Annotated in this window: 28 protein-coding genes and 2 tRNA genes; 16 read left to right on the top strand and 14 right to left on the bottom strand. The window is 58.7% G+C overall.

Annotated elements, in window-relative coordinates:
• Positions 1–14: 14 nt before the first annotated feature.
• The 12 genes from FJ320_01975 to FJ320_02030 all read left to right on the top strand — a co-directional run bounded on the left by FJ320_01975 (position 15) and on the right by FJ320_02030 (position 6,365).
• Positions 15–102, top strand: a tRNA-Tyr gene (locus tag FJ320_01975).
• Between the two features lie 30 nt (positions 103–132).
• Positions 133–208: transfer RNA gene (locus tag FJ320_01980), tRNA-Thr, on the top strand.
• A gap of 29 nt (positions 209–237) precedes the next feature.
• Positions 238–1,440 (top strand): elongation factor Tu, encoded by a 1,203-nt coding sequence (tuf, locus tag FJ320_01985; GenBank protein ID MBM3924747.1) that lies wholly within the window; start codon positions 238–240, stop codon positions 1,438–1,440.
• Positions 1,441–1,443: 3 nt separating this feature from the next.
• Positions 1,444–1,614 carry a 50S ribosomal protein L33 gene (gene rpmG, locus FJ320_01990; protein MBM3924748.1) on the top strand — a complete coding sequence of 57 codons (171 nt, stop codon included), beginning with the start codon at positions 1,444–1,446 and terminating at the stop codon, positions 1,612–1,614.
• A complete protein-coding gene (gene secE, locus FJ320_01995) occupies positions 1,615–1,860 on the top strand; it encodes a preprotein translocase subunit SecE (GenBank protein MBM3924749.1) in 246 nt (81 codons plus the stop codon).
• A 9-nt stretch (positions 1,861–1,869) separates the two neighbouring features.
• Positions 1,870–2,460, top strand: a complete 591-nt coding sequence (gene nusG / locus FJ320_02000; GenBank protein ID MBM3924750.1) for a transcription termination/antitermination factor NusG — start codon at positions 1,870–1,872, stop codon at positions 2,458–2,460.
• A gap of 9 nt (positions 2,461–2,469) precedes the next feature.
• Complete coding sequence (gene rplK, locus FJ320_02005; protein MBM3924751.1) at positions 2,470–2,892, top strand: 50S ribosomal protein L11; 423 nt, start codon at positions 2,470–2,472, stop codon at positions 2,890–2,892.
• Between the two features lie 9 nt (positions 2,893–2,901).
• Positions 2,902–3,615 (top strand): 50S ribosomal protein L1, encoded by a 714-nt coding sequence (locus FJ320_02010; GenBank protein ID MBM3924752.1) that lies wholly within the window; start codon positions 2,902–2,904, stop codon positions 3,613–3,615.
• A gap of 139 nt (positions 3,616–3,754) precedes the next feature.
• Positions 3,755–4,291, top strand: coding sequence for a 50S ribosomal protein L10 (locus FJ320_02015; protein ID MBM3924753.1), 537 nt, complete (start codon positions 3,755–3,757; stop codon positions 4,289–4,291).
• 43 nt (positions 4,292–4,334) lie between these two features.
• A complete protein-coding gene (locus FJ320_02020; GenBank protein MBM3924754.1) occupies positions 4,335–4,721 on the top strand; it encodes a 50S ribosomal protein L7/L12 in 387 nt (128 codons plus the stop codon).
• Between the two features lie 24 nt (positions 4,722–4,745).
• Positions 4,746–5,009, top strand: coding sequence for a hypothetical protein (locus FJ320_02025; protein MBM3924755.1), 264 nt, complete (start codon positions 4,746–4,748; stop codon positions 5,007–5,009).
• Between the two features lie 432 nt (positions 5,010–5,441).
• The gene (locus FJ320_02030) at positions 5,442–6,365 is read left to right on the top strand and encodes a hybrid sensor histidine kinase/response regulator (GenBank protein ID MBM3924756.1); all 924 of its coding nucleotides are present in this window, start codon (positions 5,442–5,444) and stop codon (positions 6,363–6,365) included.
• Between the two features lie 153 nt (positions 6,366–6,518).
• Here the strand turns inward: FJ320_02030 and FJ320_02035 are convergent, their stop codons facing one another.
• On the bottom strand, positions 6,519–7,301 hold the full coding sequence (locus FJ320_02035; GenBank protein MBM3924757.1) for a prepilin peptidase: 783 nt from the start codon (positions 7,299–7,301) through the stop codon (positions 6,519–6,521).
• 341 nt (positions 7,302–7,642) lie between these two features.
• Here FJ320_02035 and FJ320_02040 point away from each other — a divergent pair, with 341 nt between their 5' ends.
• Together FJ320_02040 and FJ320_02045 are read left to right on the top strand one after the other, a co-directional pair.
• The gene (locus FJ320_02040) at positions 7,643–8,320 is read left to right on the top strand and encodes a JAB domain-containing protein (GenBank protein ID MBM3924758.1); all 678 of its coding nucleotides are present in this window, start codon (positions 7,643–7,645) and stop codon (positions 8,318–8,320) included.
• 34 nt (positions 8,321–8,354) lie between these two features.
• Positions 8,355–8,717 carry a cupin domain-containing protein gene (locus FJ320_02045; GenBank protein ID MBM3924759.1) on the top strand — a complete coding sequence of 121 codons (363 nt, stop codon included), beginning with the start codon at positions 8,355–8,357 and terminating at the stop codon, positions 8,715–8,717.
• On the opposite strand, the gene FJ320_02050 is transcribed toward FJ320_02045, so the two are convergent.
• The 3 genes from FJ320_02050 to FJ320_02060 are packed head-to-tail and all read right to left on the bottom strand — an operon-like array spanning position 8,714 to position 12,303.
• Positions 8,714–10,051, bottom strand: coding sequence for a CoA transferase (locus tag FJ320_02050; GenBank protein MBM3924760.1), 1,338 nt, complete (start codon positions 10,049–10,051; stop codon positions 8,714–8,716). The two genes, FJ320_02045 and FJ320_02050, sit on opposite strands and share 4 nt — an antisense overlap.
• Entirely contained in the window at positions 10,048–11,244 is a 1,197-nt protein-coding gene (locus FJ320_02055) for a CoA transferase (GenBank protein MBM3924761.1), read from the bottom strand. Before FJ320_02055 ends, FJ320_02050 begins: the two co-directional genes overlap by 4 nt.
• Positions 11,245–11,247: 3 nt before the next feature.
• Positions 11,248–12,303 carry a hypothetical protein gene (locus FJ320_02060; protein ID MBM3924762.1) on the bottom strand — a complete coding sequence of 352 codons (1,056 nt, stop codon included), beginning with the start codon at positions 12,301–12,303 and terminating at the stop codon, positions 11,248–11,250.
• Between the two features lie 119 nt (positions 12,304–12,422).
• On the opposite strand from FJ320_02060, the gene FJ320_02065 reads away from it, so the two are divergent.
• On the top strand, positions 12,423–13,562 hold the full coding sequence (locus FJ320_02065; GenBank protein ID MBM3924763.1) for an aminotransferase class V-fold PLP-dependent enzyme: 1,140 nt from the start codon (positions 12,423–12,425) through the stop codon (positions 13,560–13,562).
• Between the two features lie 7 nt (positions 13,563–13,569).
• Here the strand turns inward: FJ320_02065 and phoU are convergent, their stop codons facing one another.
• From phoU to speB, 10 genes are all read right to left on the bottom strand, one after another.
• Complete coding sequence (gene phoU / locus FJ320_02070) at positions 13,570–14,235, bottom strand: phosphate signaling complex protein PhoU (protein ID MBM3924764.1); 666 nt, start codon at positions 14,233–14,235, stop codon at positions 13,570–13,572.
• Between the two features lie 13 nt (positions 14,236–14,248).
• A complete protein-coding gene (pstB, locus tag FJ320_02075; protein ID MBM3924765.1) occupies positions 14,249–15,178 on the bottom strand; it encodes a phosphate ABC transporter ATP-binding protein in 930 nt (309 codons plus the stop codon).
• A 2-nt stretch (positions 15,179–15,180) separates the two neighbouring features.
• Positions 15,181–16,071, bottom strand: coding sequence for a phosphate ABC transporter permease PstA (pstA, locus tag FJ320_02080; protein ID MBM3924766.1), 891 nt, complete (start codon positions 16,069–16,071; stop codon positions 15,181–15,183).
• Complete coding sequence (gene pstC / locus FJ320_02085; protein ID MBM3924767.1) at positions 16,071–16,907, bottom strand: phosphate ABC transporter permease subunit PstC; 837 nt, start codon at positions 16,905–16,907, stop codon at positions 16,071–16,073. The genes pstA and pstC overlap by 1 nt, the downstream gene beginning before the upstream one ends.
• A gap of 177 nt (positions 16,908–17,084) precedes the next feature.
• Positions 17,085–18,038: a PstS family phosphate ABC transporter substrate-binding protein gene (locus FJ320_02090; protein MBM3924768.1), complete on the bottom strand. Its 954-nt coding sequence runs from the start codon at positions 18,036–18,038 to the stop codon at positions 17,085–17,087.
• A 179-nt stretch (positions 18,039–18,217) separates the two neighbouring features.
• Positions 18,218–19,720, bottom strand: a complete 1,503-nt coding sequence (locus FJ320_02095) for a HAMP domain-containing protein (GenBank protein ID MBM3924769.1) — start codon at positions 19,718–19,720, stop codon at positions 18,218–18,220.
• Positions 19,633–20,334, bottom strand: coding sequence for a response regulator transcription factor (locus tag FJ320_02100; GenBank protein MBM3924770.1), 702 nt, complete (start codon positions 20,332–20,334; stop codon positions 19,633–19,635). The genes FJ320_02095 and FJ320_02100 overlap by 88 nt, the downstream gene beginning before the upstream one ends.
• 51 nt (positions 20,335–20,385) lie before the next feature.
• Positions 20,386–21,873, bottom strand: a complete 1,488-nt coding sequence (locus tag FJ320_02105) for an FAD-binding dehydrogenase (protein MBM3924771.1) — start codon at positions 21,871–21,873, stop codon at positions 20,386–20,388.
• A 7-nt stretch (positions 21,874–21,880) separates the two neighbouring features.
• Entirely contained in the window at positions 21,881–22,093 is a 213-nt protein-coding gene (locus FJ320_02110; GenBank protein ID MBM3924772.1) for a hypothetical protein, read from the bottom strand.
• A 57-nt stretch (positions 22,094–22,150) separates the two neighbouring features.
• Positions 22,151–23,092, bottom strand: a complete 942-nt coding sequence (gene speB / locus FJ320_02115; protein ID MBM3924773.1) for an agmatinase — start codon at positions 23,090–23,092, stop codon at positions 22,151–22,153.
• 108 nt (positions 23,093–23,200) lie between these two features.
• Between speB and FJ320_02120 the strand changes: the two genes are divergently transcribed.
• The coding region (locus tag FJ320_02120; GenBank protein MBM3924774.1) for an enoyl-CoA hydratase/isomerase family protein at positions 23,201–23,410 on the top strand (210 nt) is incomplete at its 3' end.

The following is a 23,410-nucleotide window of genomic DNA, read 5'->3' on the forward strand; positions in this document are numbered from 1 at the left end:
ATTACCAAAACTTTGGAGGGGTGGGTGAGCGGCTTAAGCCACCGGTCTGTAAAACCGGCGCCCGGAAGGGCTTCGTAGGTTCGAATCCTACCCCCTCCACCATAAGAGGTCACAACAATCTAGACGCCCCAAGCCCACATAGCTCAGCCGGCAGAGCACGCCCTTGGTAAGGGCGAGGTCGGCGGTTCGATTCCGCCTGTGGGCTCCAGATTTGCAAACTTTTTAGAGGAGCCTTAGATGGCAAAGCAAAAATACTCTCGTTCCAAGCCCCACCTGAACGTCGGGACCATTGGCCACGTGGACCATGGCAAGACCACGCTGACGGCGGCTATCACCGGCGTTTTGGCCGCTCAGAACACCGGCGTCAAATTCATGAAATATGAAGATATTGACAACGCGCCGGAAGAGCGCGCCAGGGGTGTCACCATCAACATCTCCCACATCGAATATGAGACGCCCACCCGCCACTACGCCCACGTGGACTGCCCGGGCCATGCCGACTACATCAAGAACATGATCACCGGCGCGGCTCAGATGGACGGCGCCATCCTCGTGGTCAGCGCCCCGGACGGCCCCATGCCCCAGACCAGAGAGCACATCCTCCTGGCCCGCCAGGTGGAAGTGCCCCGCATCGTGGTCGCCCTTAATAAGGTGGACGCCATGGAAGACGAAGAGCTCCTCCAGCTCGTCGAACTGGAAGTCCGCGAGCTCCTCAAGCAGTACCGCTTCCCCGGCGACGAGATACCCATTGTCCGCGTCAGCGGCCTCAAGGCCCTGGAGGAAGTCCAGGCCGGGAAGCCCGGTCCCTGGTCCCAGAAGATCCTCCAGCTGGTGGAAGCCATGGAGAAGTACATCCCCGTGCCCGCCCGCCCCAAGGACAAGCCCTTCCTCATGCCCGTCGAGGACGTCTTCGGCATCAAGGGCCGCGGCACCGTGGTCACCGGCCGTGTCGAGCGCGGCACCATCAAGGTGGGCGACGAAGTCGAAATCATCGGCTTCGGCGCGGTCAAGAAGAGCGTGGCCACCGGCCTCGAAATGTTCCACAAGACCCTGGACGAGTCCGAGGCCGGCGACGCCGTCGGCGTCCTCCTGCGCGGCATTGAGCGCGAGGACATCGAGCGCGGCAACATCCTCGCCAAGCCCGGCAGCATCAAGCCTTACTCCAAGGTCGATGCCGAGGTCTACGTGCTGAGCAAGGAGGAGGGCGGCCGTCATACCCCCTTCTTCACAGGCTACAAGCCCCAGTTCTACATTCGCACCAGCGACATCACCGGCGACATTAAGCTCCGCGAAGGCGTGGAGATGGTCATGCCCGGCGATAACACCCAGATGGAAGTCAACCTCATGTACCCGGTGGCCCTGGAAGAAGGCATGCACTTCGCCGTCCGCGAGGGCGGCAGGACTGTGGGCGCCGGCGTGGTCACTAAAGTCAAGGAATAGGTCATGGCTAAGAAGCGTGGAGACGTTAGGACTCTAATCACCCTCCAGTGCCCGGACTGTCGCGAGCGGAACTACAACACTCAGAAAAACCGCCGCAACGACACGGGCCGAGTGGAGTTTAATAAATACTGCCCCCGCTGCCGCGGCCACAAGCTGCACAAGGAGATACGGTAAATGGCCAACAGGCCCACAGGCGCCGCCCTGCGCCGTCCCTCCTCTGAGGAAGTGCGGCGGTTCAGCCCTTTTCGATTCCTCGGAGAGGTGGTCTCTGAACTCCGCAAGTGCGTTTGGCCCAGCCGGGATGAGACTGTCCGTCTCACCATAGTCGTCCTGGTCGTCGGCGGATTCGTCGGGGCGCTGCTCGGCGTCTTCGACTTCGGCTTCAGCAGGACTTTCACTAAATACATCGTCCTGCCATAGTTGGAAAACATGACAACCTCCAAAACCAGCAAAACTGATACCGCCGCTAAGAACACCCAAGACGCCCGCTGGTACATTGTCCACACCTACTCCGGCCAGGAAGAGCGGGTGAAGAAGAACCTGGAGTTGCGCATCAACAGCCTGGATATGCAGGACAAGATCCTCCAGGTTATTGTCCCCACCGAGGAAGAAATAGCTATCAAGGACGGCAAACGCCGCTCTGAGCGGAAAAAGGTCTTCCCAGGATACATCCTGGTCCAGATGAAGATGGACGACGAAAGCTGGTACGCCGTGCGCAACACGCCAGGCGTCACCGGCTTTGTCTCCACCGAGGACGAGCGCGACAAGCGACCTAAGCCCATTGCCCTGGAACCCAAGGAGGTCGACGCCATCCTTGCTCAGATAGAGTCCGGACCTCCCAAGATCACCGTGGGCTTACAGGTGGGCGAGACCGTCCGCATCACCGCCGGCCCCTTCGCCGACTTCATGGGCGTGGTCAACGACGTGGACCCGGACAAGGCCAGAATTCGCGTGCTGGTCTCCTTCTTCGGACGCGAGACCCCCGTGGAGTTGGATTTCTTGCAGGTAGAGAAGGTCTAGGAGTAACCATTGGCTAAGAAAGTTAAAGCAATCATTAAACTGCAGCTGCCGGCTGGCCAGGCCACCCCGGCGCCCCCCGTCGGCCCTGCCCTGGGCCAGCACGGCGTCAATATCATGGCCTTCGTCAAGGAATATAACGCCAAGACCGCCAACCAGTCAGGGTCTATCATTCCCGTCCACCTGACCGTTTACGAAGACCGTTCCTTTACCTTTGTGGTGCGGACCCCGCCGGCCTCGGACATGCTACGTAAGGCTGCCAACGTCCCCAAAGGCTCCGGCCTGGCGGGCCGGGAGTCCGTTGGCAAAATCCCCCGCGCCAAGTTGGAAGAGATCGCCAAGCAGAAAATGCGGGACCTCAACGCCGCCAGCGTAGAAGGCGCCGTCAAAATTGTTGAAGGCACCGCCCGCAGCATGGGCATTGAGATAGTTTAGGAGACTCCTGTGAATAAACACGGCAAGCAATATCAGGAAGCCACTAAAGTCGTCGACAGGGAGAAGGCCTACAACCTGGACGAGGCTGTGGAATCCCTTCTCTCGATGAAGACCTCCAAGTTCGATGAGACCGTCGAACTGCACCTCCGCACCAACGCCGACCCTAAACAGACCGACCAGGCCGTACGCGGCGTAGCTACTCTGCCCCACGGCCTGGGCAAGAGCGTTCGGGTCCTGGTCTTCGCCAACGGCGAAGCCGCCGACCTGGCCAAACGCGCCGGCGCCGATTTCGTCGGCGACGAAGATTTAATCAAGCAAGTTGAAGGCGGCTGGACCGAGTTTGACGTGGGCCTTGCCGTGCCGGACATGATGGCCAAGATAGGTAAGCTGGGCCGCGTCCTTGGCAGAAAGGGACTCATGCCCAACCCCAGGACCGGCACCATGGTGCAGCCCAGGGACGTTCCCAAGGCCGTGGAAGAGGCCAAGAAAGGGCGCGTCGAGTACCGCACTGACCGCACCGCCATTATCCATGTCCCGGTAGGAAAGAAGAGCTTCCCCAAAGAGAAGCTTGTCGACAACATCAATTCCGTCATGGACGCCGTGGTAAAAGCCAGGCCGGCGGGCATCAAGGGCGCCTTTATACGCACCGCCTTCCTTACCAGCACCATGGGACCCAGCCTCAAACTTGACGTCAACCAGGTGGCTTCTGATAAAGTAGAGTAGTTTTAGAAACCTTCGCTGAAGACAGCGGGCCTCCGCCTTAGGCGGATTAAAAAACTCAGCCCGCCGAAGCGTACAGGAACAGCTCCATGAGCTTTATTCCCTGCGCTTTGGCGCAGGGATTTTTGTTTAGAGAGGTTCTATGCCCACACAAAAAAAGATTGATGAAGTCACGGAGCTGAAGGAAAAGATCTCCAAGGCCACCATCGCCATCGCCACCAACCCCCAGGGTCTCGGCGGCGCGGCCATGACGGACCTGCGCAGCAAATTGCGCGAGAAGAAGATCGAGTATCGAATGGTCAAGAACACCCTGGTCGGCATAGCCGCGGACCAGGCCCAAAAACCGTCCCTCAAGGACGTGGTCAAGGCCACAACCGTCATCGCCTTCGGTTATGGCGAGCCCGTGGACGCCGCCAAAGCCCTGGACGAGTACATTCGAGCCACCAGGGCCAACATTGTGATCAACGGCGCCCTCATGGGCACCCAGGTCCTCACCGCCGAGCAGGTCTCTTCCCTGGCCTCCCTCCCGCCTAAATCCCAACTAGTCGCCAAGCTCCTGGGACAGCTTCAGCTTCCCATGGCCCGGCTGGTCGGAAGCCTGAAGAGTCCCATCTCCGGTCTAGGAATCGTGCTGCAAGCGCGGATTAAACAGATGGAGTCCGCCAAACCCGCCGCATAGGTATCGGAATTTTTAAAGAACAAGCAAAACGCTAGGAGGAATCATGACTAAGGAAGAACTGCTAACGGCTATCAAGGGTATGTCAGTCCTGGAACTGGCTGACCTGGTCAAAGAGCTGGAAAAGGAGTTCGGCGTCTCCGCTGCCGCGCCTGTGGCCGTGGCCGCCGCTCCCGCCGCCGGCGGCGCCGCCGGTGGAGCCGCTGCCACCGCCGAGGAGAAGACCGACTTCTCCGTCACACTCCAGGAAGTCGGCCCCAACAAGATTAACGTCATCAAGGCCGTCCGGGAGGTCACCAACCTGGGCCTGCGTGAGGCCAAGGAGCTGGTTGAAGGCGCCCCCAAGGCCGTTAAAGAGGGCGTAGGCAAGGATGAGGCTAACAACATCAAGAAGAAGCTTGAGGAAGCCGGCGCTAAGGTAGTCCTGAAGTAACGCCTCTTCCGCTGGCGGCTTAACGTGAGCAAGCGAAAAGATAGAGAGCGCTTCCTGGCCCAGCGGCGCGTCAACCCCGACTACACGGGGTTTCGAGGCCGCGGCGCCCCCGCGCCCTCCCCGGCTCCCACCGAGGCAGTCACCTGCTCTCGATGCGGCCGCAAGCGCAATGTGGCCGCGAATGTGGCTGCTCAGGCCCAAAAGGATGGCAAGTACATCTGCTCCATCTGCCAGGACGAACTGGCCGCCCAGCAGGCCGCTTCCCCCACTGACCCTTCGACTAGCTAGGTAAACACCTCTGCGCTCAAAAGGACTGGGCCTCTCACATGAGAGGCCCAGTCCTTTTTTGTGGTTCCTAATTTTTCTTTCCCTCTTCTCCCGTAGTCGGGAGAAGAGGGCTGTAAGCTCGCCGTGGCGAGATAAAGGGTGATGAGGGTGCCCCGACTAGTACCAAGGTTGGATCATTGTTCAAAGAAACCCGTGATGATAATCCTTCTCTTCAGCGTTACGTAAAGTACCCCCATCATCAGGCTTTCCTCACCTTCCATAATGAAGAGCCCTATTCTCATCCCAAAACACCAAATTAGACCCCTTCGTACGGTGCGCGTGTCATAAACGCCTGTGGTATAGTAATCAGCTAGCTAGCCTACAAGGAGCGCTGTGCACCTGGGCTACGCTTCATATCCCCACTAAACCCAGGTGCCTAATCTAGGTCTTTCTATGCCTCAGTCGGCAGCCAATCGGTCCAGCGCTAAGCCGGCTCCTGCTAAACGAAAAATCCTCATCGCTGACGATGAGGAAATGATTCAGGAGCTGCTCACAACCCTTGTGGCGCCTCTCCGCTGCGACGTCCTTACCGCCCGGGATGGCGACGCCGCCCTGGACCTTATAAAAAGCGAGCATCCCCATCTGGTAATCCTGGACGTCGCCATGCCCAAAAGGACTGGACTCCAGGTCGTCAAAAGCCTCAAGTCTGACCTTGCCACCTCGTCCATCCCCATCGTCCTCGTAACCGCCCTGACCTCCGAGACCGACATAAAGATGGGCCTCGACTCCGGCGCCGACGCGGTCATAGGGAAACCTTTCAGCACCCAGGCCGTCCTTGATACCGTCGGCAAGCTCCTGGAAACCCAAACAGCCTCCACCAAGGGCGCGGAGGAGTCGCGGTCGACTAAGCCCGAACCCTCCTTCGAAACCATGACCCGCAGCCAGCTCCTCATCTACGCCAAGGAGCTAGGCGACCTGTATCGAAAAACCGAGGTATTGAACGAAGACCTCCAGCAGCAACGCCAGGAGACCTTCCACTTCTTCAACGTCCTCTGCCACGAAATTCGCACAGCCCTGACGCCCATCGTCTCCTCCACCGGCCTCCTCGCGGAAACCATGAAGGCCCCACCCCAAAGCACCGACGCCAGACTGTTGAACAATATTGCCGCGGGCGTGGAAATCCTGAAAGCGCGGGTGGAGGAGCTGCTGGAGCTGGCCGGACTGCAGACCAAGGCCTTCAAGGTATCCTTTACATCTGTAGACGTTAAAGCCCTTCTCCACGAGACCTGCGATATCCTCCAGCCCGCGGCACGGCGCAACCACCAGCGTATCGCCCTCCATATAAAGGACAACCTGGCCCCCCATACAGGCCGATAGAAGCAGGCTTCAGCAGGTCTTTCTCAACCTCCTGACCAACGCCCTCAAATACAGCCCTACCAAAGGTGTCGTCGAGGTGAGGGCCGACGACAGCGGCGGAAATCTAATCAAAGAATTTGTTTCGCCCCCACAAAACGAATAAGTTCTGGTGCCCTACCTCCCCAGCAGGTCCAAATACCACCCATACGCCCCCTCCCCCGCCAGCAGCAGCGCGATGGCCGATGCGGCCAAAAACGGCCCGAAAGGCATCACGTCCTTGCGCTTCATTCCCCTTATCTTCATCAGCGCCAGCGCGGTCAGCCCGCTGACCACAAAGGCGATGAAGAAGGCCGCCAGGATATGCGGGAACCCCAGTACCGCCCCCATTAGACCCCCCATCTTTACATCCCCCTCCCCCATGCCGCCTCGAGACGCCACGTAGACCAACAGCATCGCCCCAAACCCCGTCCCTACACCGACCAGACACCTTAGGTACGCCTCGCCCACTGAATGTTCCATCCCCACCGGCCCCCATGGGAACGTGACCAGCGCCACGGGGAAGGCCGCTAGCAGCACCTTGTTCAGAATAAGCCTGTGTTCCATGTCGATAAAGAAGATGATCAGGAACACGCTTATGTTAACTATCGCGATAAGCGTCTCTACATTGGCGCCGTACAGATACGCCGCCGCGCCGAAGAGCGCCCCGGCCCCCGCCTCCACCACCGGTACCCTCACCGGAATCCGCGCCCCGCAGTACCGGCACCGCCCTCGAAGCCACAGGTATGCCAGCAGCGGCGTCAGGGCGTATAGCTCAATGCGCTTGCTGCAGGCGTCGCAGTGGGACTTCCCAGAGACCAGAGACTCGCCCCGCGGCAACCGGTCGATAGCCACGTTCATGAAGCTCCCCACCGCCACCCCCACCACCGCCAGGTAAGCGATGAGCGATGCGTCAGTCATAGGAGCCAATTATAGGTTCTGCCGCGCCCCGCAAAAACGCTCCCGCAAAGGCTTTTCACCCAAAAGTCCCCGCTCAGGCTTTTGTGGTACTATCTTGCCCAGCAGCAAGCGCGCCCGGCGCTGACAACCCAAGGCATCCCGAGGAGAAATTCATGCAGTTCCTCAGAGTCCTTGCGAAGAAGCAGTCCGCTCTTAGCCGTGCCGAATGGGCCGTCTTCGGCGCTATTGTAGTGGTACTGGCCGTCCTCGCCGCCGGCGCCATCACCCGGAGTTGAAAATTGGGCCAGGGAGTCCCCCAAGGAGTCCCAAAGATGCAAGATACACCCGCCCCTTACACCGCCATGATTCGGGACCTCCCCACCGAGGAGCGCCCCAGGGAACGCCTCAAAGCCTTTGGCCCCTCCGCCCTCAGCAACACCGAGCTTCTCGCTATCCTCTTGCGCACCGGAGTCACCGGCGAAAGCGTTATGGGTCTTTCCTCCCGCGTCATCCGCCGCTTCCAGGGCCTCGCCGGCCTGGCCCGCGCCTCCTACTCCGAACTCTGCTCTGAGCACGGCATCAGCGAGGCCAAAGCCTGCCAGCTCCTCGCGGCCCTGGAGCTGGGGCGCCGGTACTCGTCCCTCCAGCCCGAGGAGACCCCTAGAATCAGTTCGCCGCGAGATATCGCCAACCTCCTCATGGGCGAGATGTCCTTCCTACAGCAAGAACACTTGCGAGTAGTAGTCCTCAACACCAAGAACCAGGTTCAGGGCATAAGCCGGGTGTATATCGGCAACGTCAACTCGGCCATGGTGCGTGTGGCGGAAATCTTCAAGCCCGCCGTCACCCAGAACTGCCCCAACGTCATCGTCGTCCACAACCACCCCTCCGGCGACCCCACCCCCAGCGCCGACGACATCGCCATCACCCGCCAGCTGGTGGGCGCTGGCAAGCTCCTGGACATAGAGCTTCTCGACCACATCATCATCGGCGGCGGCAACCAGTTCTTTAGCATGAAGGAGAAAGGGCTGGGTTTCTAAGCGGGCCTTGCGCCTGCCATTAGGGTAGGGGACAATGGCGCCTGACCTCTTCTATTACGGAGGTAATATGCCTTTCTTTTACAATGCTAAGGATCGAAAAGCTAAAGAGATTGTCAAAGGCGGACGCATCCGCAGCTTCTGGGGCAAGAACACCCTCCTGTCCTACGTGGACATTGACCCTAACGTAGAGGTGCCGCGGCACACCCATACCCAGGAGCAGTCCGGCATTATGTTAGAGGGCAAAATGGAGATGGGCATCGGCGACGAGGTCCGGGTACTCTCCCCTGGCGACATGTATATCATCCCGCCCGGCGTGGAACACTACGCCAAGACCTCGTCCTCCAAGGCCAAGGTGCTGGACATCTTCGCCCCTGTCCGTGACGACTACAAGTACTAGCCCAGCCGCTCTTTGTAGTCGACGTCGTAGTCCTGTATCCAGCCCAACAACTTCTGCTGCTCCAGCGGCAGCGGCCTCGGCGACGACGCGCCCACCGGGCTCCTTCCGATAACTCCCTCCCGCTCCAGCCTGGCGACGTCTCCGGCGCTCAGCCCCAGGATGTCCCGCAGTACATACTCGTTGGCCTCCCCCAGCGACGGGCCGGGGCCTTGTATCCGAGACTCCATGCCTGAGCTTCGCCATCCTCTGCTGATGTAAGGCTTCTCACCTATGCCGCTGTCCGGGCTATGATGCACACCCTCAAAGAACCCTCGAGCCTTGTAATGCGTATCCTTGAACATATCCCGCGCTTTCATCACCACCCCGCAGGGCACCCCCACTGACTGCAACGTATTCATGATTTCATGCTTATCCCGCGTTCGAGTCCACTCGCTGATCCACCTGTCAACCTCGTCCTGCCGCTCGTATCGCGACGCCGGGTCCGCATACTTAGGGGATTTCGCCAACTCCAGCTTCCCAATAGCCCCGCACAAGGTCTGCCACTCCTGGTCATCCCGCACCGCTATGGTCACCCACTCGTCGTCACCTCTGCATGGATAGCACCCGTGGGGCGACCAGCTTAGATGTCGGTTGCCCAATGGCCTTTGTCTTCGGCCATTGAAAGCGTGGTCCAAGATACCTTCGCCCACAAACGACGCACCAACCTGGTACATCGCCAGGTCTATCCACAGGCCTCGCCCTGTGCGCCGACGGTGTATCAGCGCCGCCATCAGCGCGAAGACCGCCGTCCATGCCGCGATGAAGTCGGTGTAAGAGTTGCCAATCTTGGCCGGGACGCCATCGTAGGCCATAAAGGCGCCGGTGCCGTGCACCGACTCCAATGTGGCCGCCACCGCCCCATACTCGCTCCATGGCCCCGAATGCCCGTAGCCTGTGTTGGACAGCAGAATGATGTCCTCTTTCAGCTTCTTCAGGCTAGGATAGTCCAGCCCGAAGCGGCGGCTCACTCGAGGCGTATAGTTCTCAATGACCACATCGCTTTTGGCGATGAGCTGCTTCAGCGGTTCCAAGGCATCGCCCTTTGTCAGATCCAACGTCAGGCTGCGCTTGCCTCGATTCAGTGTATGGAATGTCCCAGATCTCTCCCACCACAATTCCCCCGGCTGGTTATCAGGCAGCGCGAAAAGCTGCAATCGAGTGTCCGGTATGTGACACGCCTCCACCCGGATAACCTCCGCTCCCATGTCCGCCAGGTGCGCCGCTGCGTAAGGCATGGCGTACACACGGCTCACGTCCACCACTCGAAGGCCTTTCAAGGGTAACGCATCGCTCATATGACCCCCCACCTGCGAAGTAGTGACATCTCCTCCTTGCCATAACCCAGCATTCCGCAGTAGACTTCCTCATTGTGCTGGCCCAACAGCGGCGCGGGCCTTTGCATCCGATAACTACCCTCGCTCAATCTGACGATTTCCCCCGGAAATTCAACTCCATCAGCCTCCAGGTTCGTCCCTTTCGTGTAGAACCCTCGCGATCGAAGCTGCGGACATTCAAATAAATCACCCGCGTCCTGCACCATACCAAAAAGCAGGCGCCGCTCCGCTGAAGCGTGGAACAAATCTTTTCTGTTCCACTTCCACAGCCCCTTGATCAGTAGGTCGTATAGCTCCGGCCCGTGGGCTATGCGGCCCTCTGCAGTAGAAAACTTCGGGGCCTTCATCTCCTCCACGCCCAATAGTTCCACCGCCACCTCCCACGGCTGCGACCCCTGGGCTGAGGGCAGGACGTATCCATCGGCGCAAGGCATAACCTCGTCCAGGCCCGAGTTCATCGGCGACCGCCGGCCTCGTACCGCGCCCATGTAAGCGTAGGACGATACAGCTTGCACCAGATGGAGTGCCATGCACTCGGTAATCGACACATCGATGTGCTGGCCCTTTGATGTAGCCATGCCCTGATACACCGCCGCCAGCGTCGCTCCCGCCGCCTGCGTCCCTGCCACGTACAGCGACTGGTCCAGGGCATTGCGGATGGGCTCCTTATCGGCGTCGCCGGACAGGTACATCAGCCCGCTCATGGCCGTGGTGACGATATCGCTAGCCTTATAGTCACGGTACGGCCCCATCTGGCCGAAGGGCGTAATGGATGTCATGACCAGAGACGGGTTCTCACTGGACAGCGCCTCATATCCCATACCAAAGCCCTTTAGGTGCGATGGCGAATGGCCCTCCACCACCACGTTCGCCCACTGGGCTAGTCTCTTGAGAATCAAGCAGCCCGTCGGCGACACGATATCCAGAGTTATCGACCGCTTGTTGGTGTTCAGGTACAGGAATGGTATGCTTTTCTCAGCGTGGGGCGTGTTACCAACAAAAGGCCCATGGCGTCGCAGCACATCCCCGCTGCCGGGTGCCTCTAATTTGATGACATCGGCACCGTAGTCTGCCAGCAATCGAGCGCAAAAGGAGGATGCCTTGCCGCCTCCCAATTCCAGAATCTTGATGCCGTCCAACACCTGCCCCAGCAATGGCTACTCCTCCCACTCCAGCGGCAGTCTCTTATCTCGCTTCGGCAGCGCCACTGTCGCTGAGCCTGTCGCGCTCTGCTGGCCTCGCTGGTTCCGCAGGCCGACCTCCAATTCCACCAGCCCGTAATGCCTCATATCTCTCGTAGCTGTGACCTTTCCATGGGCCGTCAACGAGTCGCCCGCATAGTCCATGCCGCGATGCTCGATGTAGTACCGCTTGAGCCACCCCTCATCCCCGGCGAAGCGCATCAGCATCTCGCCGATGTACTGGTTCTTCAGGGTTCCGTTGACCACTACGTTAGGCAGCTTCTGAAGCAGCATGGTAAACGCCAGGTCCCAGTGGATTCGGGCGTAGTTGCCGTTGGCCGCCGCCCATCGTACCAGGTGGGTCGTGGTCACCGGGCCTTTCACCAGCGGCGTCACATCCTGCCCCACCGACACCTCCTCAAACCATCGCTGCGGTCCGACCTTCCATCGCGGCCCCACCACCACCTCATTCCTGGACGGTGGCGATACCAGTGTCAGCTTCATCGTAGCCTCATTGACAGTGCCTTCCGCTTCCTCCCTCAACTCTCGAAATATATTCACCCGTTTGATCTTCACCACCACCTGGCCTTTCTGGTTGGTCTGTGTCTCCTCTCGATGCACAAAGGCCAGTAGCCCTGACCGTCCCTCCTTCTCGTACACGTCCGTGACCCTATATTGACGAGTCATCGTGTCGCCAACATAGGCAGGTCGTACAAAGTTCCACTCGGCGCCGCCGTTAAAGCCGTAGCTTTTGATGCTGGTCGGTATCTCTAGAATCCCCTCCTGCCCCGCGCCAAAGTAGTTGATGGGCTGCTTCCACTCCTTCCACGTCGCCAGGGGAGGACAGATAAGGCGGCCAAAGCGGCTTCGTCCGGCATATGCCTCGTCGAGAAACATCGGGTGTGGAAATTCGATGGCGTCGGCCAGGTCGTAGACCATCTCCCTGGATATAGGGAAGAGGTTGGCCTCCAGATCGGAAACCGTGCCGACCAGCGCCTTTACCTCCGGCGTCAACATGCTGCGACGAGCCAATGCACCCTCCTGCTCAAAGCTGAGGCGATGCTACATCGCTCTACGCTCAGGGTCAACGTCGCGTTTCCCGTTGTGATGCCTGATGCTATACTCCCCGCAACCTTCGCAGGAGTCTCGCCATGTCCACCAAACCCAAAGCCTCGGGCGTCTATGAGCGCCTTGGCGTAAAGCCCATCATCAACGCCGCCGGAACTGTCACCCGTCTGGGCGGCTCAAGACCCCGGCCTGAAGTCCTTGATGCCATGGCCCAGGCCGCCGTGACTATGGTCAACATGGCCGAGCTTAATCACCAGGCCGGCGAGGTCATCGCCCGCGCCACCGGCGCCGAGGCCGGGCTTGTCTGCAACGGCGCGGCGTCGGGCCTAATGCTTCAGGCTGCCGCTGTCATCGCCGGCAGTAACCCCGCCAGGATGGCCCGCCTGCCCGACACCGACGGCATGAAGAACGAGATCGTTATCCAGACTATGCACCGCTTTGTCTATGACCAGTCCTACCGCGCCGCCGGCGCTAAGCTGGTGACGGTGGGCGAGGCCCGCAAGTGCCAGGACTGGGAGCTGGAGGCGGCGATCAACGACCGCACCGCCGCCGTCGCCTACCTATTCTCGCCCTTCACCTGCAAGACGCCCCTGCCCCTGCCTAGAGTCGTTGAAATCGCCCATGCCCACGGTGTGCCCGTCATCGTCGACGCCGCTTCTATGGTGCCGCCCCGCGAGAACCTTCGTAAATACATTCGCCAGGGCGCGGACCTGGTGACCATCAGCGGCGGCAAGGGCATCCTGGGGCCGCAAGGCTCCGGCCTACTCTTCGGACGTAAGGACCTCATCGACGCCGCCTGGGCCAACGCCAGCCCCAACCAGTTCATCGGTCGAGGCATGAAGGTGTCCAAGGAGGAGATCGCCGGCTTCGTCACAGCACTGAATATATTCGTCAAGGAGGACGAGGCCGCGCAGATGGCCCGATTCCGCCGCATGAGCCAGCAGGTCGTCGACGCCCTCATAGAAGTCCCCGGTGTCAGCATGTCCATCCATCACGACGACCACGACTACCTCATCCCCTGCGCCCTTATAACTCTGACGAAAAGCTGGAAAGGCCGCCCTCGCGCCGAGTTATTGAAAGCCCTGGAGTCTGGCAACCCGCCCATTCACCTTCAGACCACCTACCAGCCCGAGTATGAAATGGCGGTGGACCCTTTCAACGTCTCAGAGGAGGAGCTGCCAGTTCTCATACGAAGGCTGAGGGAGGAACTGACGCGGCGGTAGTTACAGTCTAGTACTTGGAAACGTTTATCTCCTGGAACTTGCCCGTCACCAGGTAGATAACCCGCTCCGCTATGTTCGTCGCGCGGTCAGCCACCCGCTCCAGGTCGTGGGCCACCCATAGCAGGAAGGTGGCGCGCTTGATGGTCTTGGGGTCCTCGATCATGTACATCAGCAGCTCGCGATACACCTGGTCGTAGAGGGCGTCGACTTCATCGTCGTCACTGCAGACCTGGAAGGCCATGGCCACGTCACGGTTCACTAGCGCGTCCAGGGCCCGCTTTAGCATCTGCGACGCCTTCTCAGCCATTCTGGGCACATCGATAAGGGGCTTCAGGGGCGGCTCCTCGCCCATCATAATGCTGATCTTGCCGATGCCCTCAGCGTAGTCGCCCATCCGCTCCAGCTCGGATGCTATGTTAAGGACGGCGATGATGCGCCGCAGGTCGCGGGCTACCGGCGCCTGGGTGGCTATGAGGTTGATGCACCGATCCTCGATTTCATACCGCTTCTGGTCTATGTGGTCGTCCTCGCGGATCACCTGGCGTGAGGCGTCCAGGTCGCGGCGTTTTAGAGCGTCGAGGGCCTTGGCCACCGCCTTCTCCACCATGTTGCCCATGAGGAGGACTTCGTCCTCCAAGGCCCTAAGCTGCGACGCTAACTTGTTGGTAATCATGATTCCTCCCCTTCTAGCCGAACCGACCTGTTATGAAAGCCTCTGTCCTCTCATCCTTAGGCAGGGTAAAGACCTGAAGGGTATCTCCGTCTTCGACCACAAAGCCCGACCTGTCCTTGTCCATGGTCATAAAGATGGTGCGGTCCGAAATTCTAGCCGCCTGCTGAATATTATGCGTCACAATGACAATGGTGTAATCATGGCTGAGGGTACGAATTAGCTCTTCGATGGCCTGGGTGGCCACCGGGTCCAGGGCTGAGGCCGGCTCGTCCATAAGTATCACCTCGGGGTTCACCGCCAGGGCACGGGCGATGCACAGCCGCTGCTGCTGCCCGCCAGATAGGTTGTAGGCCCTATCTTTTAACCGCTCCTTTACATCCTCCCACAAAGCCGCTTGCTTGAGCGACCGCTCCACAATCTCATCCATGTCCACCTTGAAGCCGTTGATTCGAGGCCCAAAGGCCACGTTATCATAAATGGACTTGGGGAACGGGTTTGGCTTCTGGAACACCATACCTATCCTGAAGCGGATCTCCGTAGGATCGGCACGAGGGTCATATATGTCCTCGCCGTTAAACAAGGCCTCACCCTCAATTCGCGCGCCGGGTATGCTGTCATTCATACGGTTGAAGCAGCGCAGGAGGGTGCTTTTGCCGCATCCCGAGGGGCCGATGATGGACGTCACCCTCTTCTCCGGCACCCTGATGTTTATACCCTTGAGCGCGCGGAAGCTGTCGTAGTAGACGTTGAGGTCTTTAGTTACCAGCTTTCCAACAGTTTTGATCTCCTCCTCGGGTTCCGTGCCTTCCAGCCTTCGCAAGATGTCTTCGGCTATCTTTATCCTGACCTCGGAGGACTTGGAAGTTTCCCGCCTGGCGGGGCGGGTTTCGGCTTCTCCGACGCTGGAGGGCGCGGGCTCCTTCTCCGTAGCCCTTGGCTGCATGCTCACCCTTCGCTCCTCCTCTGGAATTTATTGCGCAGGATTATAGCCCCCGCGTTCATAGTGAGCAGAATAACTAACAACACTATGATAGCCGCCGCCGCCAGACTTTGGAAATCCGCTTGAGGCCTGGAAACCCAGTTAAAAGTCTGTATAGGCAGCACGGTGAACTGGTCCAAGGGACTGGTGGGGGTAAAGGCGATGAAGGTCAACGCACCTATGACTATAAGCGGCGCCGTCTCGCCAATAGCCCTGGATAGGGCCAGGATATTGCCGGTCAAGACTCCTGGCAGAGCTTGAGGAAGCACCACGTTCCATGTGGTCTGCCATCGCGTCGCGCCCAGGGCGTAGGAGGCCTGGCGGAGCGAGTCGGGCACAGCCTTGAGGGCTTCCTGGGCCGCTATGATGATTATGGGAAGGATTAGAAGAGACATGGTCAGCGCCCCGGCCATTACACTTCGTCCCATCTCCATGCCTCGCACAAACACCGCCAGTCCTAGAATCCCGTAAACAATTGATGGAACACCCGCCAGGTTAGTTATGTTCAGCTTGATGAGAGAAATCGCCCAGTGCTTTGGAGCATATTCCTGCAGGTATATAGCGGCGCCCACTCCCAAGGGAAAGGCGATTAACGCTGTGAACCCCATGAGCCATAGGGTGCCAAATAGGGCCGATTTGATCCCCGCATCCACAGGCCTCCTGGAAGGAAAACTGGTGATGAAGTCCCAGTCCAGCCATCGCCAGCCGTCCCTGACCACATCCACCATTAGCACCACCAGGAACACCACTCCCACGAGGGTAGCCATGAGGGTCAAGCCGTAGAAAGCGCTGGAGCGCTTTTTCATGCCGGAGGTCCTGCGTTTGTAAGCGGCGGGCGTAGTTATAGCCACTGCCATTAATACTCCTCCCTGTACCGCCGCACCACCAAATCGGCGATGATGTTGAGTATGAAGGTCATCACAAACAGCGTCATACCCACCGCGAAAATCGTCATAAACTCAATGCTGCCGTGGGGAGTGTCCCCCAGGCTGGTCTGAGCGATGTATGCCGTCATGGTCTGCACCCCTTCAAAGGGGTTGGCCGTCAGGTTGGGCACCGCGCCCGCGGCTATGGTAACAATCATAGTCTCGCCAATGGCCCGAGACGCAGCCAGTATGAAGGATGCGATAATCCCTGACAGCGCTGCCGGAACCACAATTCGCAGCGACACTTGCAGCTTGCTCCCGCCCAGGGCGTAGGCACCGTCGCGCAGGGACCTGGGCACCGCTACCATGGCGTCTTCGCTCAAAGAGGCCACCATGGGAATGATCATGATGCCCATGACGAGGGCCGCGCTGAAGGCGTTAAAGATAGCCGCGTCCGGATTTAATTGCCGCACGATGTTGGGGGTAATAAAGGTCAGAGCAAAGTAGCCGTACACCACGGTGGGAATCCCGGCCAGGATTTCGAGGATCGGCTTGAGGGTACGCCGCAGCCTGTCAGGCGCGTACTCGCTCATAAAAATGGCCGTAGCCAGTCCCACCGGAAGGGCGACAACGCACGCGCCCAAGGCCACGAGCAGCGTGCCGCTCACCAAGGGAAGGATTCCAAAATGCTGCGGCTGGAATTTGGGCGCCCACTGGGTGTCCGAGATGAAATCCCAGAAGGGCACGGTCTTAAAAAAGCTGAAGGTCTCTGTCATAAGCACCACAATGATGCCCAGGGTGGTGCCTACCGAGACCAAGGCGCACATTAGCAAGAACGCATGGATAAGGCCCTCGCTGACCTTACGGCTGCGCCTGCGGCGCCCTAGAGTCGTCCCTCCATCGGTTGACTTTTCAATAGCAGCAGCTATGGTAAGCCCTTTTGCTAATTTTGTAGTTGAAGGCCTGCTAACGTTTTCCTAGCTACAGGCCGCCTTAGCTTCCAATTACTCGACATACAACTCCTCCAGCGTCTTCCCAGATGCGCTTTCTACATACACAGTACCCGCTTTACCTTGTTCAAAGCGGTTCCTGACCGCTTGATATACTTCCTGGGGCAGCGCAATGTAACCTACCTCTTCGGCTAAAGCAATCCCTTCGTCGCTCAAGTAATACTCTACAAGCTCTTTGATCCCTGTGGTCTGCTCTGCTGAAGCTGCTACATATATCAATAGGGGCCGGCTCAATGGGTATGAACCGTCAGTAATAGTCCCCCCTGAAGGCAGCACTGGGCCCCCTCCTTTGCCATCATCTATGGCCGCTAGCTTCAGTTTATCTTTGTTCTCCACGTAGTAGGAGTATCCAAAGTAGCCAAGAGCGTACCGAGAGTCTGCTATGGCCTGTACCAAGACATTATCGTCTTCTGATGCGATATAATCTGGCCGCGACGCCTTGGCTCTGCCCACAACAGCTTCAGTAAAATAATCAAATGTACCCGAATCCGTACCCGCGCCTACCAGAACAATCTCTTCATTGGGCCATTCAGGCCGCACTTGATTCCACTTATTGATAGCGGAGCTCGGTTCCCATATCCTTTTTAATTCCGCCATTGTCATACTGCCGGCCCAGTTGTTCTCCGGGTTCACCACTACAGACAAGCCGTCGTAGGCCACCGGCAGCTCAACGAACTGGATGCCATTTTTTGCGCATTCTGCAATCTCTGATGCGCTGATGGGCCGTGACGCATCGCTAATATCCGTCTCACCAGCGCAGAACCGTTTAAAGCCGCCACCGGTGCCGCTGATGCCTACAGTGACCTGCACGTTGCGGTGCAGCTTCATGAATTCCTCTGCTACGGCCTCAGTTATGGGAAACACAGTGCTGGAGCCGTCAATTCTCACGGTGACGCCACCGCCGCCGCAAGCGGCGCTGATTAATAGGCCCACAAACGCAATGGCCATCAGGGCAAGTAGGAGTATCTGCTTCCTAAAGCCCACCCTTACTCAATTTTCTCCTTCTCATTCATCACCACTATCTTCCATCAATAAATAAAAAGAGGTGTTAACGCTAGGTTAACACCTCCTTAACAGCCCGTTAAGGCATGAATGGGAAGTTTATGCGCGGCCCATGGTCTAATGTGTCATCCTCGACTGGCCGTAGGCAGGGTAAACCCAAAGGTGCTGCCCTCACCCAAATTGCTCTCCACCCATATCCGACCGCCGTGGGCCTGAACGATGTGTTTAGCGATAGCCAGTCCCAATCCTGTCCCGGTGTCAGACCTGGACCTGTCCACCTTGTAAAATCTCTCAAAGGTGTGCGGCAGATGCTCCGGGGCTATGCCTATGCCGGTGTCTCGCACCGTGACTTCTAAAGCGCCATTGATGCTCCTGGCATCGACCTGGACTTTCCCTCCTCTTGGCGTGAATTTGACCGCGTTCTCCACTAGGTTAGCCACCACTTGCTGGATACGGCCCTCGTCCGCCAGCGCAGGCGGCAGGCCGCCGCTGCTGCTCACTGATAATTCCACGCCCCTGTCATTGGCCTGCGTCTTATAAAGTTCCACAGCTTCCTTTATGGGCCGGTAGATATCCACCGATTCCAGATTTAGCGAGTCCTCACCGCTCTCCAGCCTGGATAGGTCCAGCAAGTCGCCGACCAGGCGGGTCATCCTGTCAACGTTGCGGCTAATGCGCTCGAGGAATTCGCGGGAAGCCTTAGGGTCCTCTAGAGCGCCGCCCTCCAGCGTTTCCACTGATGCCTTGACCGAAGCCAGGGGCGTGCGCAGCTCATGGGAGACGTTGGCTACAAAGGCTTTCCTGGTAGTCTCGACTCGGCGGGCTTCCGTCAGGTCGTGTACTACCAGCAGCACGCCTTCTCCATGTTCCCCTGTAAGCGGCATGGCTACGATGTTCAAGAACTTCTTGGTGGGACTGAATTCGATCTCGAGGTTGTCGGGCTGTCTGAGCCGCTGACATCGAATGACCATGCTGTTGATGTCGTGGTCGCGGACCGCCTCGATAAATCGCTGCCGCTTTGGAGGGCTTGACGGCATGGCCAGCAGCGCCGAGGCCGCCGGGTTTACCAGCGATATTCGCCCATCGCCATCCAGCAGCACCACACCGCCAGCCATGGTGGCCAACACCGCCGACAGGCGCTGGTGGCTGGCATTGGATTCAGCCAGCTTATTCTTCAGGCTGCCAGCCATGGCGCTTAATGAGTCCACCAGCTCCCTGGTCTCCTCAGAAGAACCATGGGTCATCACCTCGTAATCCAAATTGCCGCCGGCCAGCTTGCGGGCGGCTTCTGTGATATGACGAATGGAGCGGGTACTGCGGCGGGCTATCATCACCGCCAGAGCTACAGCCAGGACTGTGACCACCACGGTAGCGATGCCCGTAACTGTGATAACGCGCTCCAGAATGGTATCGGCAGCACCGTCGGCCGTTAACTCATCCCTCAGATAAAGGACTAGGATTACAGTAACAATAGCCATGGCCGCCACAATAAGGGCGGTGTAGGCCAAAGCGATGCGCCACTGGATGCTGCGAGGCATTCTCATATGTCGTACCGGTAACCGGTGCCCCGGACAGTCACGATCCGTCTCGGCGAACCTGGCTCCAACTCTATCTTCTCTCGAAGCCATCGAACATGGACGTCCACGGTGCGAGTGTAGCCCACAAAATCGTAGCCCCAGACCTGGTCCAAAAGCTCGTTGCGTGTGAAAGCCTTGCCTGGGTGGGTGGCTAAGAAAGCCAGCAGATCATACTCTTTTGGTTTCATTTCCAATGGCTTCCCCTCCAGCTTTGCCGTCCGCGCCTTCAAGTCCAAATTCAGGCCTTCTACGCTCACCGCTTCAGGCACATTATTCTGCGGCGGCTCCATTTCCGCGCGGCGCATCATGGCTTTCACCCGCGCCATAAGCTCGCGCATGCTGAAGGGTTTGGTCATGTAATCGTCCGCGCCGACGTCCAGCCCTGACACTTTGTCTATTTCGCGGTCCCACGCTGTCAGCATAAGTATGGGCGATGTCATCTCCCGACGGAGCATACGGCACACCTCCAACCCGTCCATCCGAGGCAGCATCAAGTCCAGCACGATAACTTTCGGGCGATGCCGCCTCGCCATCTCTACCGCCCTTTCGCCGTCGCCCGCGGTGAGGACGTTGTAGCCTTCCCTGGACAGGTTGTACTGGACAGCGGCCTGCAGGGTATCGTCATCCTCCACTAATAACACACTGCGCTCTTTGAGAAGACTCATAGCGCAATTATAGCAATGGTTTGCAGGCAGGTTTTAACGCTGCGTTAACAACTAGCTACCAGCGTCGGTTTCCCCCGCCGCGCTCCGCCCCGCGATCCGGCCAAATACCGACCCCGCCATTAGCCCGGCACCGCCCGGGTAGTTGTGGTAAAACAGCCCGCCGACTAGCTCGCCGGCGGCATACAGGCCTGGTACAGTCGAACCCTCGGTGTTTATGACCTGGCCCTTTGCGTTTATGCGCAGGCCGCCGAAGGTGAAGGTTATGCCGCAGGTAACTGCGTAGCCCAGGTATGGCGGCGAATCTATTGGCTGCGCCCAGTTGCTCTTGGGAGGAGTGAGTCCCTTGGTGGCCTTGCCGTCCAACTTCGTAGGATTGTACTCCCCGGACTGCACCGACGCGTTGAAGCGGCGCACCGTCTCCGACAGACCTACCTTATCGACTCCCAGGGACTCCGCCAGCCCTGCGATAGTCTTCGATTCGGCCATAGTCACTCGCGATATGCGGTACTCGTCGCGCAGCAGGTGCTTGACCTTGTCGTCGAAAATTTGGAAGGCAACCCGCTGGGGCTGGTATAAGATTTCGCGGCCGTACTTGGCGTAAGTATAGTTCCGCAGGTCCGCTCCCTCATCCACGAACCGCTGGCCTTTGATGTTCACGATGATGCCGAAGGGGTAGGAGTGTTTCTGGAACAGATCTGTCACAGTGCGGTCCCCAAAGGGCGGCGCGTTCAGGTCCCAGGCTACGGCGTGGCATCCGCTCCAGTGGCCGTAGGACTGGGCGCCAACTTCCAGGGCCATGCGTATGCCGTCGCCGGTGTTATAGGGGACGCCGCGCACCTTGGCCAGCTCCCAGCCAGGCCCCAGGTATCGAGTGCGCATCTCGGCGTTGGCCTCGAAGCCGCCGCAGGCCAGGACAATCGCTTTCGACTCCAGTTCCTCTAAGACTTTAGGCCCTTGTATTACGACGCCCCGCACTCGGCCACGCCGGTCCTGCAATAGTCGAATGCCCTTTGTGTCATACCTAATCTCAACACCCCTGCGCTGGCACATTTCAAAAAGTTGGTCTGACAACCCTTTGCCGCCACCGACAGCCTCCACCGTAAGCCCACCCCAGAAACGGTGCTTGTCACCCACCTTGAAGGACTGGCGGCCGTAGAGCAGGACAAATCGCATGCCCTGATGCCGCAGCCATACCATCGTAGGGTGGGACTGGCTCACAAGGGCCTGGGCCAGCTCAGGGTCGCTGAGGCCTTCGGTCACGCGCATGAGGTCGTCGTAGAACTTGGACTGGGGATAACTGCCGACGTCGATGCCTGCCTCTTCTTCCGACGACATATCGGGTATCAGGGCCTTGATATCGTCGATGCCGTTGTAGGCGCAGCGGATGGCGCCGCCGGTGAAATAGGTGTTGCCGCCCCGGAAGTGCTGCGGCGCTTTCTCCAGAACCACGACTCGCGCCCCCTTTTCTCGCGCCGAGAGCGCGGCGCACAGGGCAGCGTTGCCGGCGCCTACGATGATGACGTCAAATTTGGTGTCCATGAGTCCTTCAATTAGCCGTGCTTTTCTTGACCATCCTTGCGATTGCCACGCCGCCCGCGAAGAGGATAACCACACCTATCAGATAACCTACTCCGAGACCGGCCTTGTCACCTACGAAGGCTGTGATGGCCTGACCCAGGACTAACAGGCATAACACACCCACCACCGCCATGACTATCAGCCCCGCGCCGCCGCCGATGTAGTCAACGGCCCGTTTCATGCTTAGAGTGTCCTATAAAACTTGGGCCAGTATAAAAGGCGGGTTAGCCCGTTACAATTAGCCCTGACCAGCCCTTGGAAGCACGCATAGTATCTCATACAGTAAATTCGCGGCCAGGACGCTGGTGATGTTGCCTGAATCGTAGGCGGGGCATACTTCCACCACGTCCGCGCCTACTATGTTCAGCCCCTTCAGGCCTCGGATAGCTTGCAACGCCTCGTAGCTGTCCGGACCGCCGACCTGGGGCACGCCTGTACCGGGCGCGAAGGCCGGGTCGATCCAGTCGATGTCCAGCGACACGTAGACAGGGCTGCCACCCAGCGGCTCCAATTGTTCAACCAGGTATTCAACGCCTCGTTTTTTTATCTCCTCCGATGTTATCTGATGAAAACCCTGGCTTATGGCAAAGTCGAAGTCGTTAGGAGTGAAAAGCTGGCCGCGGAGGCCTATCTGGAAGGTCTTGTCTCCCTGTACCAGGCCCTCTTCCATCGCCCGGCGAAGCCATGTGCCATGACTCAGCTTCACACCGTAGTGATCGTCCCAGGTGTCGGTGTGGGCGTCGAAATGAATCACTGCCACAGGTCCGTGCTTTTTCTTCATCGCGCGTAGTATGGGAAGGGTGATGGTGTGGTCGCCGCCAATGGCTATAGGGACGACATTGTGGCTGCACAGCGTGTCCACGAACTTAAAGATGCTCGCAATGGTTTCATCCACTGATAGGGGATTAGTCTCTACGTCTCCTATATCTGCGACCTTGAGCTTGCTAAAGGGGTCGATTCTTAGCTCCGGGTTATAGGGCCGGATGAGGGCAGACTGGACCCGTATATCCCTTGGGCCGAAGCGCGCGCCAGGGCGGTAGGTCACCGTCGAGTCGAAGGGCACGCCGAAAAGGGCCACGTCTATCTTCGACGGGTCGGTCTCGATGGGCAGTCGCATGAAGGTGGGGATGCCGGTGTATCGCGGCGACTTGAGGGCGTCACGAGGGTAGTATTCGTTCATATATGTCCCCCTTCAAAACAGTCTCAGTGTTTCATAGATAAAGCCTAACCAAAACTCAGACTTTATCCTTCATCCCATCAGTCTAGTCCCAAATTGCATCGTCCCCTCATGCCCGTTATTATTGCCCCATCAATTCTCAAAGGACGCCCCATGGTCTACGACACTCTCCTGGTGGAGAAGCGCGATTCCATAGCCACCATTACTCTTAACCGTCCTGAAGTCCTCAACGCCATGAACCTCAAGCTGGTAAAGGAGCTTCAGGGCGCCGTGGAGGACGCTGAGGGCGACGACTCGATCCGATGCCTCATCCTCACCGGC

The sequence above is a fragment of the SAR202 cluster bacterium genome, from assembly GCA_016872285.1.
Classification (GTDB): domain Bacteria; phylum Chloroflexota; class Dehalococcoidia; order Lucifugimonadales.

What these genes read in the sequence shown, in the direction of transcription:
- tuf (MBM3924747.1), top strand. Translation starts at nt 238, where the DNA reads ATGGCAAAGCAAAAATACTCTCGTTCCAAGCCCCACCTGAACGTCGGG.
- rpmG (MBM3924748.1), top strand. Translation starts at nt 1,444, where the DNA reads ATGGCTAAGAAGCGTGGAGACGTTAGGACTCTAATCACCCTCCAGTGC.
- secE (MBM3924749.1), top strand. Translation starts at nt 1,615, where the DNA reads ATGGCCAACAGGCCCACAGGCGCCGCCCTGCGCCGTCCCTCCTCTGAG.
- nusG (MBM3924750.1), top strand. Translation starts at nt 1,870, where the DNA reads ATGACAACCTCCAAAACCAGCAAAACTGATACCGCCGCTAAGAACACC.
- FJ320_02015 (MBM3924753.1), top strand. Translation starts at nt 3,755, where the DNA reads ATGCCCACACAAAAAAAGATTGATGAAGTCACGGAGCTGAAGGAAAAG.
- FJ320_02020 (MBM3924754.1), top strand. Translation starts at nt 4,335, where the DNA reads ATGACTAAGGAAGAACTGCTAACGGCTATCAAGGGTATGTCAGTCCTG.
- FJ320_02030 (MBM3924756.1), top strand. Translation starts at nt 5,442, where the DNA reads ATGCCTCAGTCGGCAGCCAATCGGTCCAGCGCTAAGCCGGCTCCTGCT.
- FJ320_02035 (MBM3924757.1), bottom strand. Translation starts at nt 7,301, where the DNA reads ATGACTGACGCATCGCTCATCGCTTACCTGGCGGTGGTGGGGGTGGCG.
- FJ320_02040 (MBM3924758.1), top strand. Translation starts at nt 7,643, where the DNA reads ATGATTCGGGACCTCCCCACCGAGGAGCGCCCCAGGGAACGCCTCAAA.
- FJ320_02045 (MBM3924759.1), top strand. Translation starts at nt 8,355, where the DNA reads ATGGCGCCTGACCTCTTCTATTACGGAGGTAATATGCCTTTCTTTTAC.
- FJ320_02050 (MBM3924760.1), bottom strand. Translation starts at nt 10,051, where the DNA reads ATGAGCGATGCGTTACCCTTGAAAGGCCTTCGAGTGGTGGACGTGAGC.
- FJ320_02065 (MBM3924763.1), top strand. Translation starts at nt 12,423, where the DNA reads ATGTCCACCAAACCCAAAGCCTCGGGCGTCTATGAGCGCCTTGGCGTA.
- phoU (MBM3924764.1), bottom strand. Translation starts at nt 14,235, where the DNA reads ATGATTACCAACAAGTTAGCGTCGCAGCTTAGGGCCTTGGAGGACGAA.
- pstB (MBM3924765.1), bottom strand. Translation starts at nt 15,178, where the DNA reads ATGCAGCCAAGGGCTACGGAGAAGGAGCCCGCGCCCTCCAGCGTCGGA.
- pstA (MBM3924766.1), bottom strand. Translation starts at nt 16,071, where the DNA reads ATGGCAGTGGCTATAACTACGCCCGCCGCTTACAAACGCAGGACCTCC.
- pstC (MBM3924767.1), bottom strand. Translation starts at nt 16,907, where the DNA reads ATGTGCGCCTTGGTCTCGGTAGGCACCACCCTGGGCATCATTGTGGTG.
- FJ320_02090 (MBM3924768.1), bottom strand. Translation starts at nt 18,038, where the DNA reads ATGGCCATTGCGTTTGTGGGCCTATTAATCAGCGCCGCTTGCGGCGGC.
- FJ320_02095 (MBM3924769.1), bottom strand. Translation starts at nt 19,720, where the DNA reads ATGGCTTCGAGAGAAGATAGAGTTGGAGCCAGGTTCGCCGAGACGGAT.
- FJ320_02100 (MBM3924770.1), bottom strand. Translation starts at nt 20,334, where the DNA reads ATGAGTCTTCTCAAAGAGCGCAGTGTGTTATTAGTGGAGGATGACGAT.
- FJ320_02105 (MBM3924771.1), bottom strand. Translation starts at nt 21,873, where the DNA reads ATGGACACCAAATTTGACGTCATCATCGTAGGCGCCGGCAACGCTGCC.
- FJ320_02110 (MBM3924772.1), bottom strand. Translation starts at nt 22,093, where the DNA reads ATGAAACGGGCCGTTGACTACATCGGCGGCGGCGCGGGGCTGATAGTC.
- speB (MBM3924773.1), bottom strand. Translation starts at nt 23,092, where the DNA reads ATGAACGAATACTACCCTCGTGACGCCCTCAAGTCGCCGCGATACACC.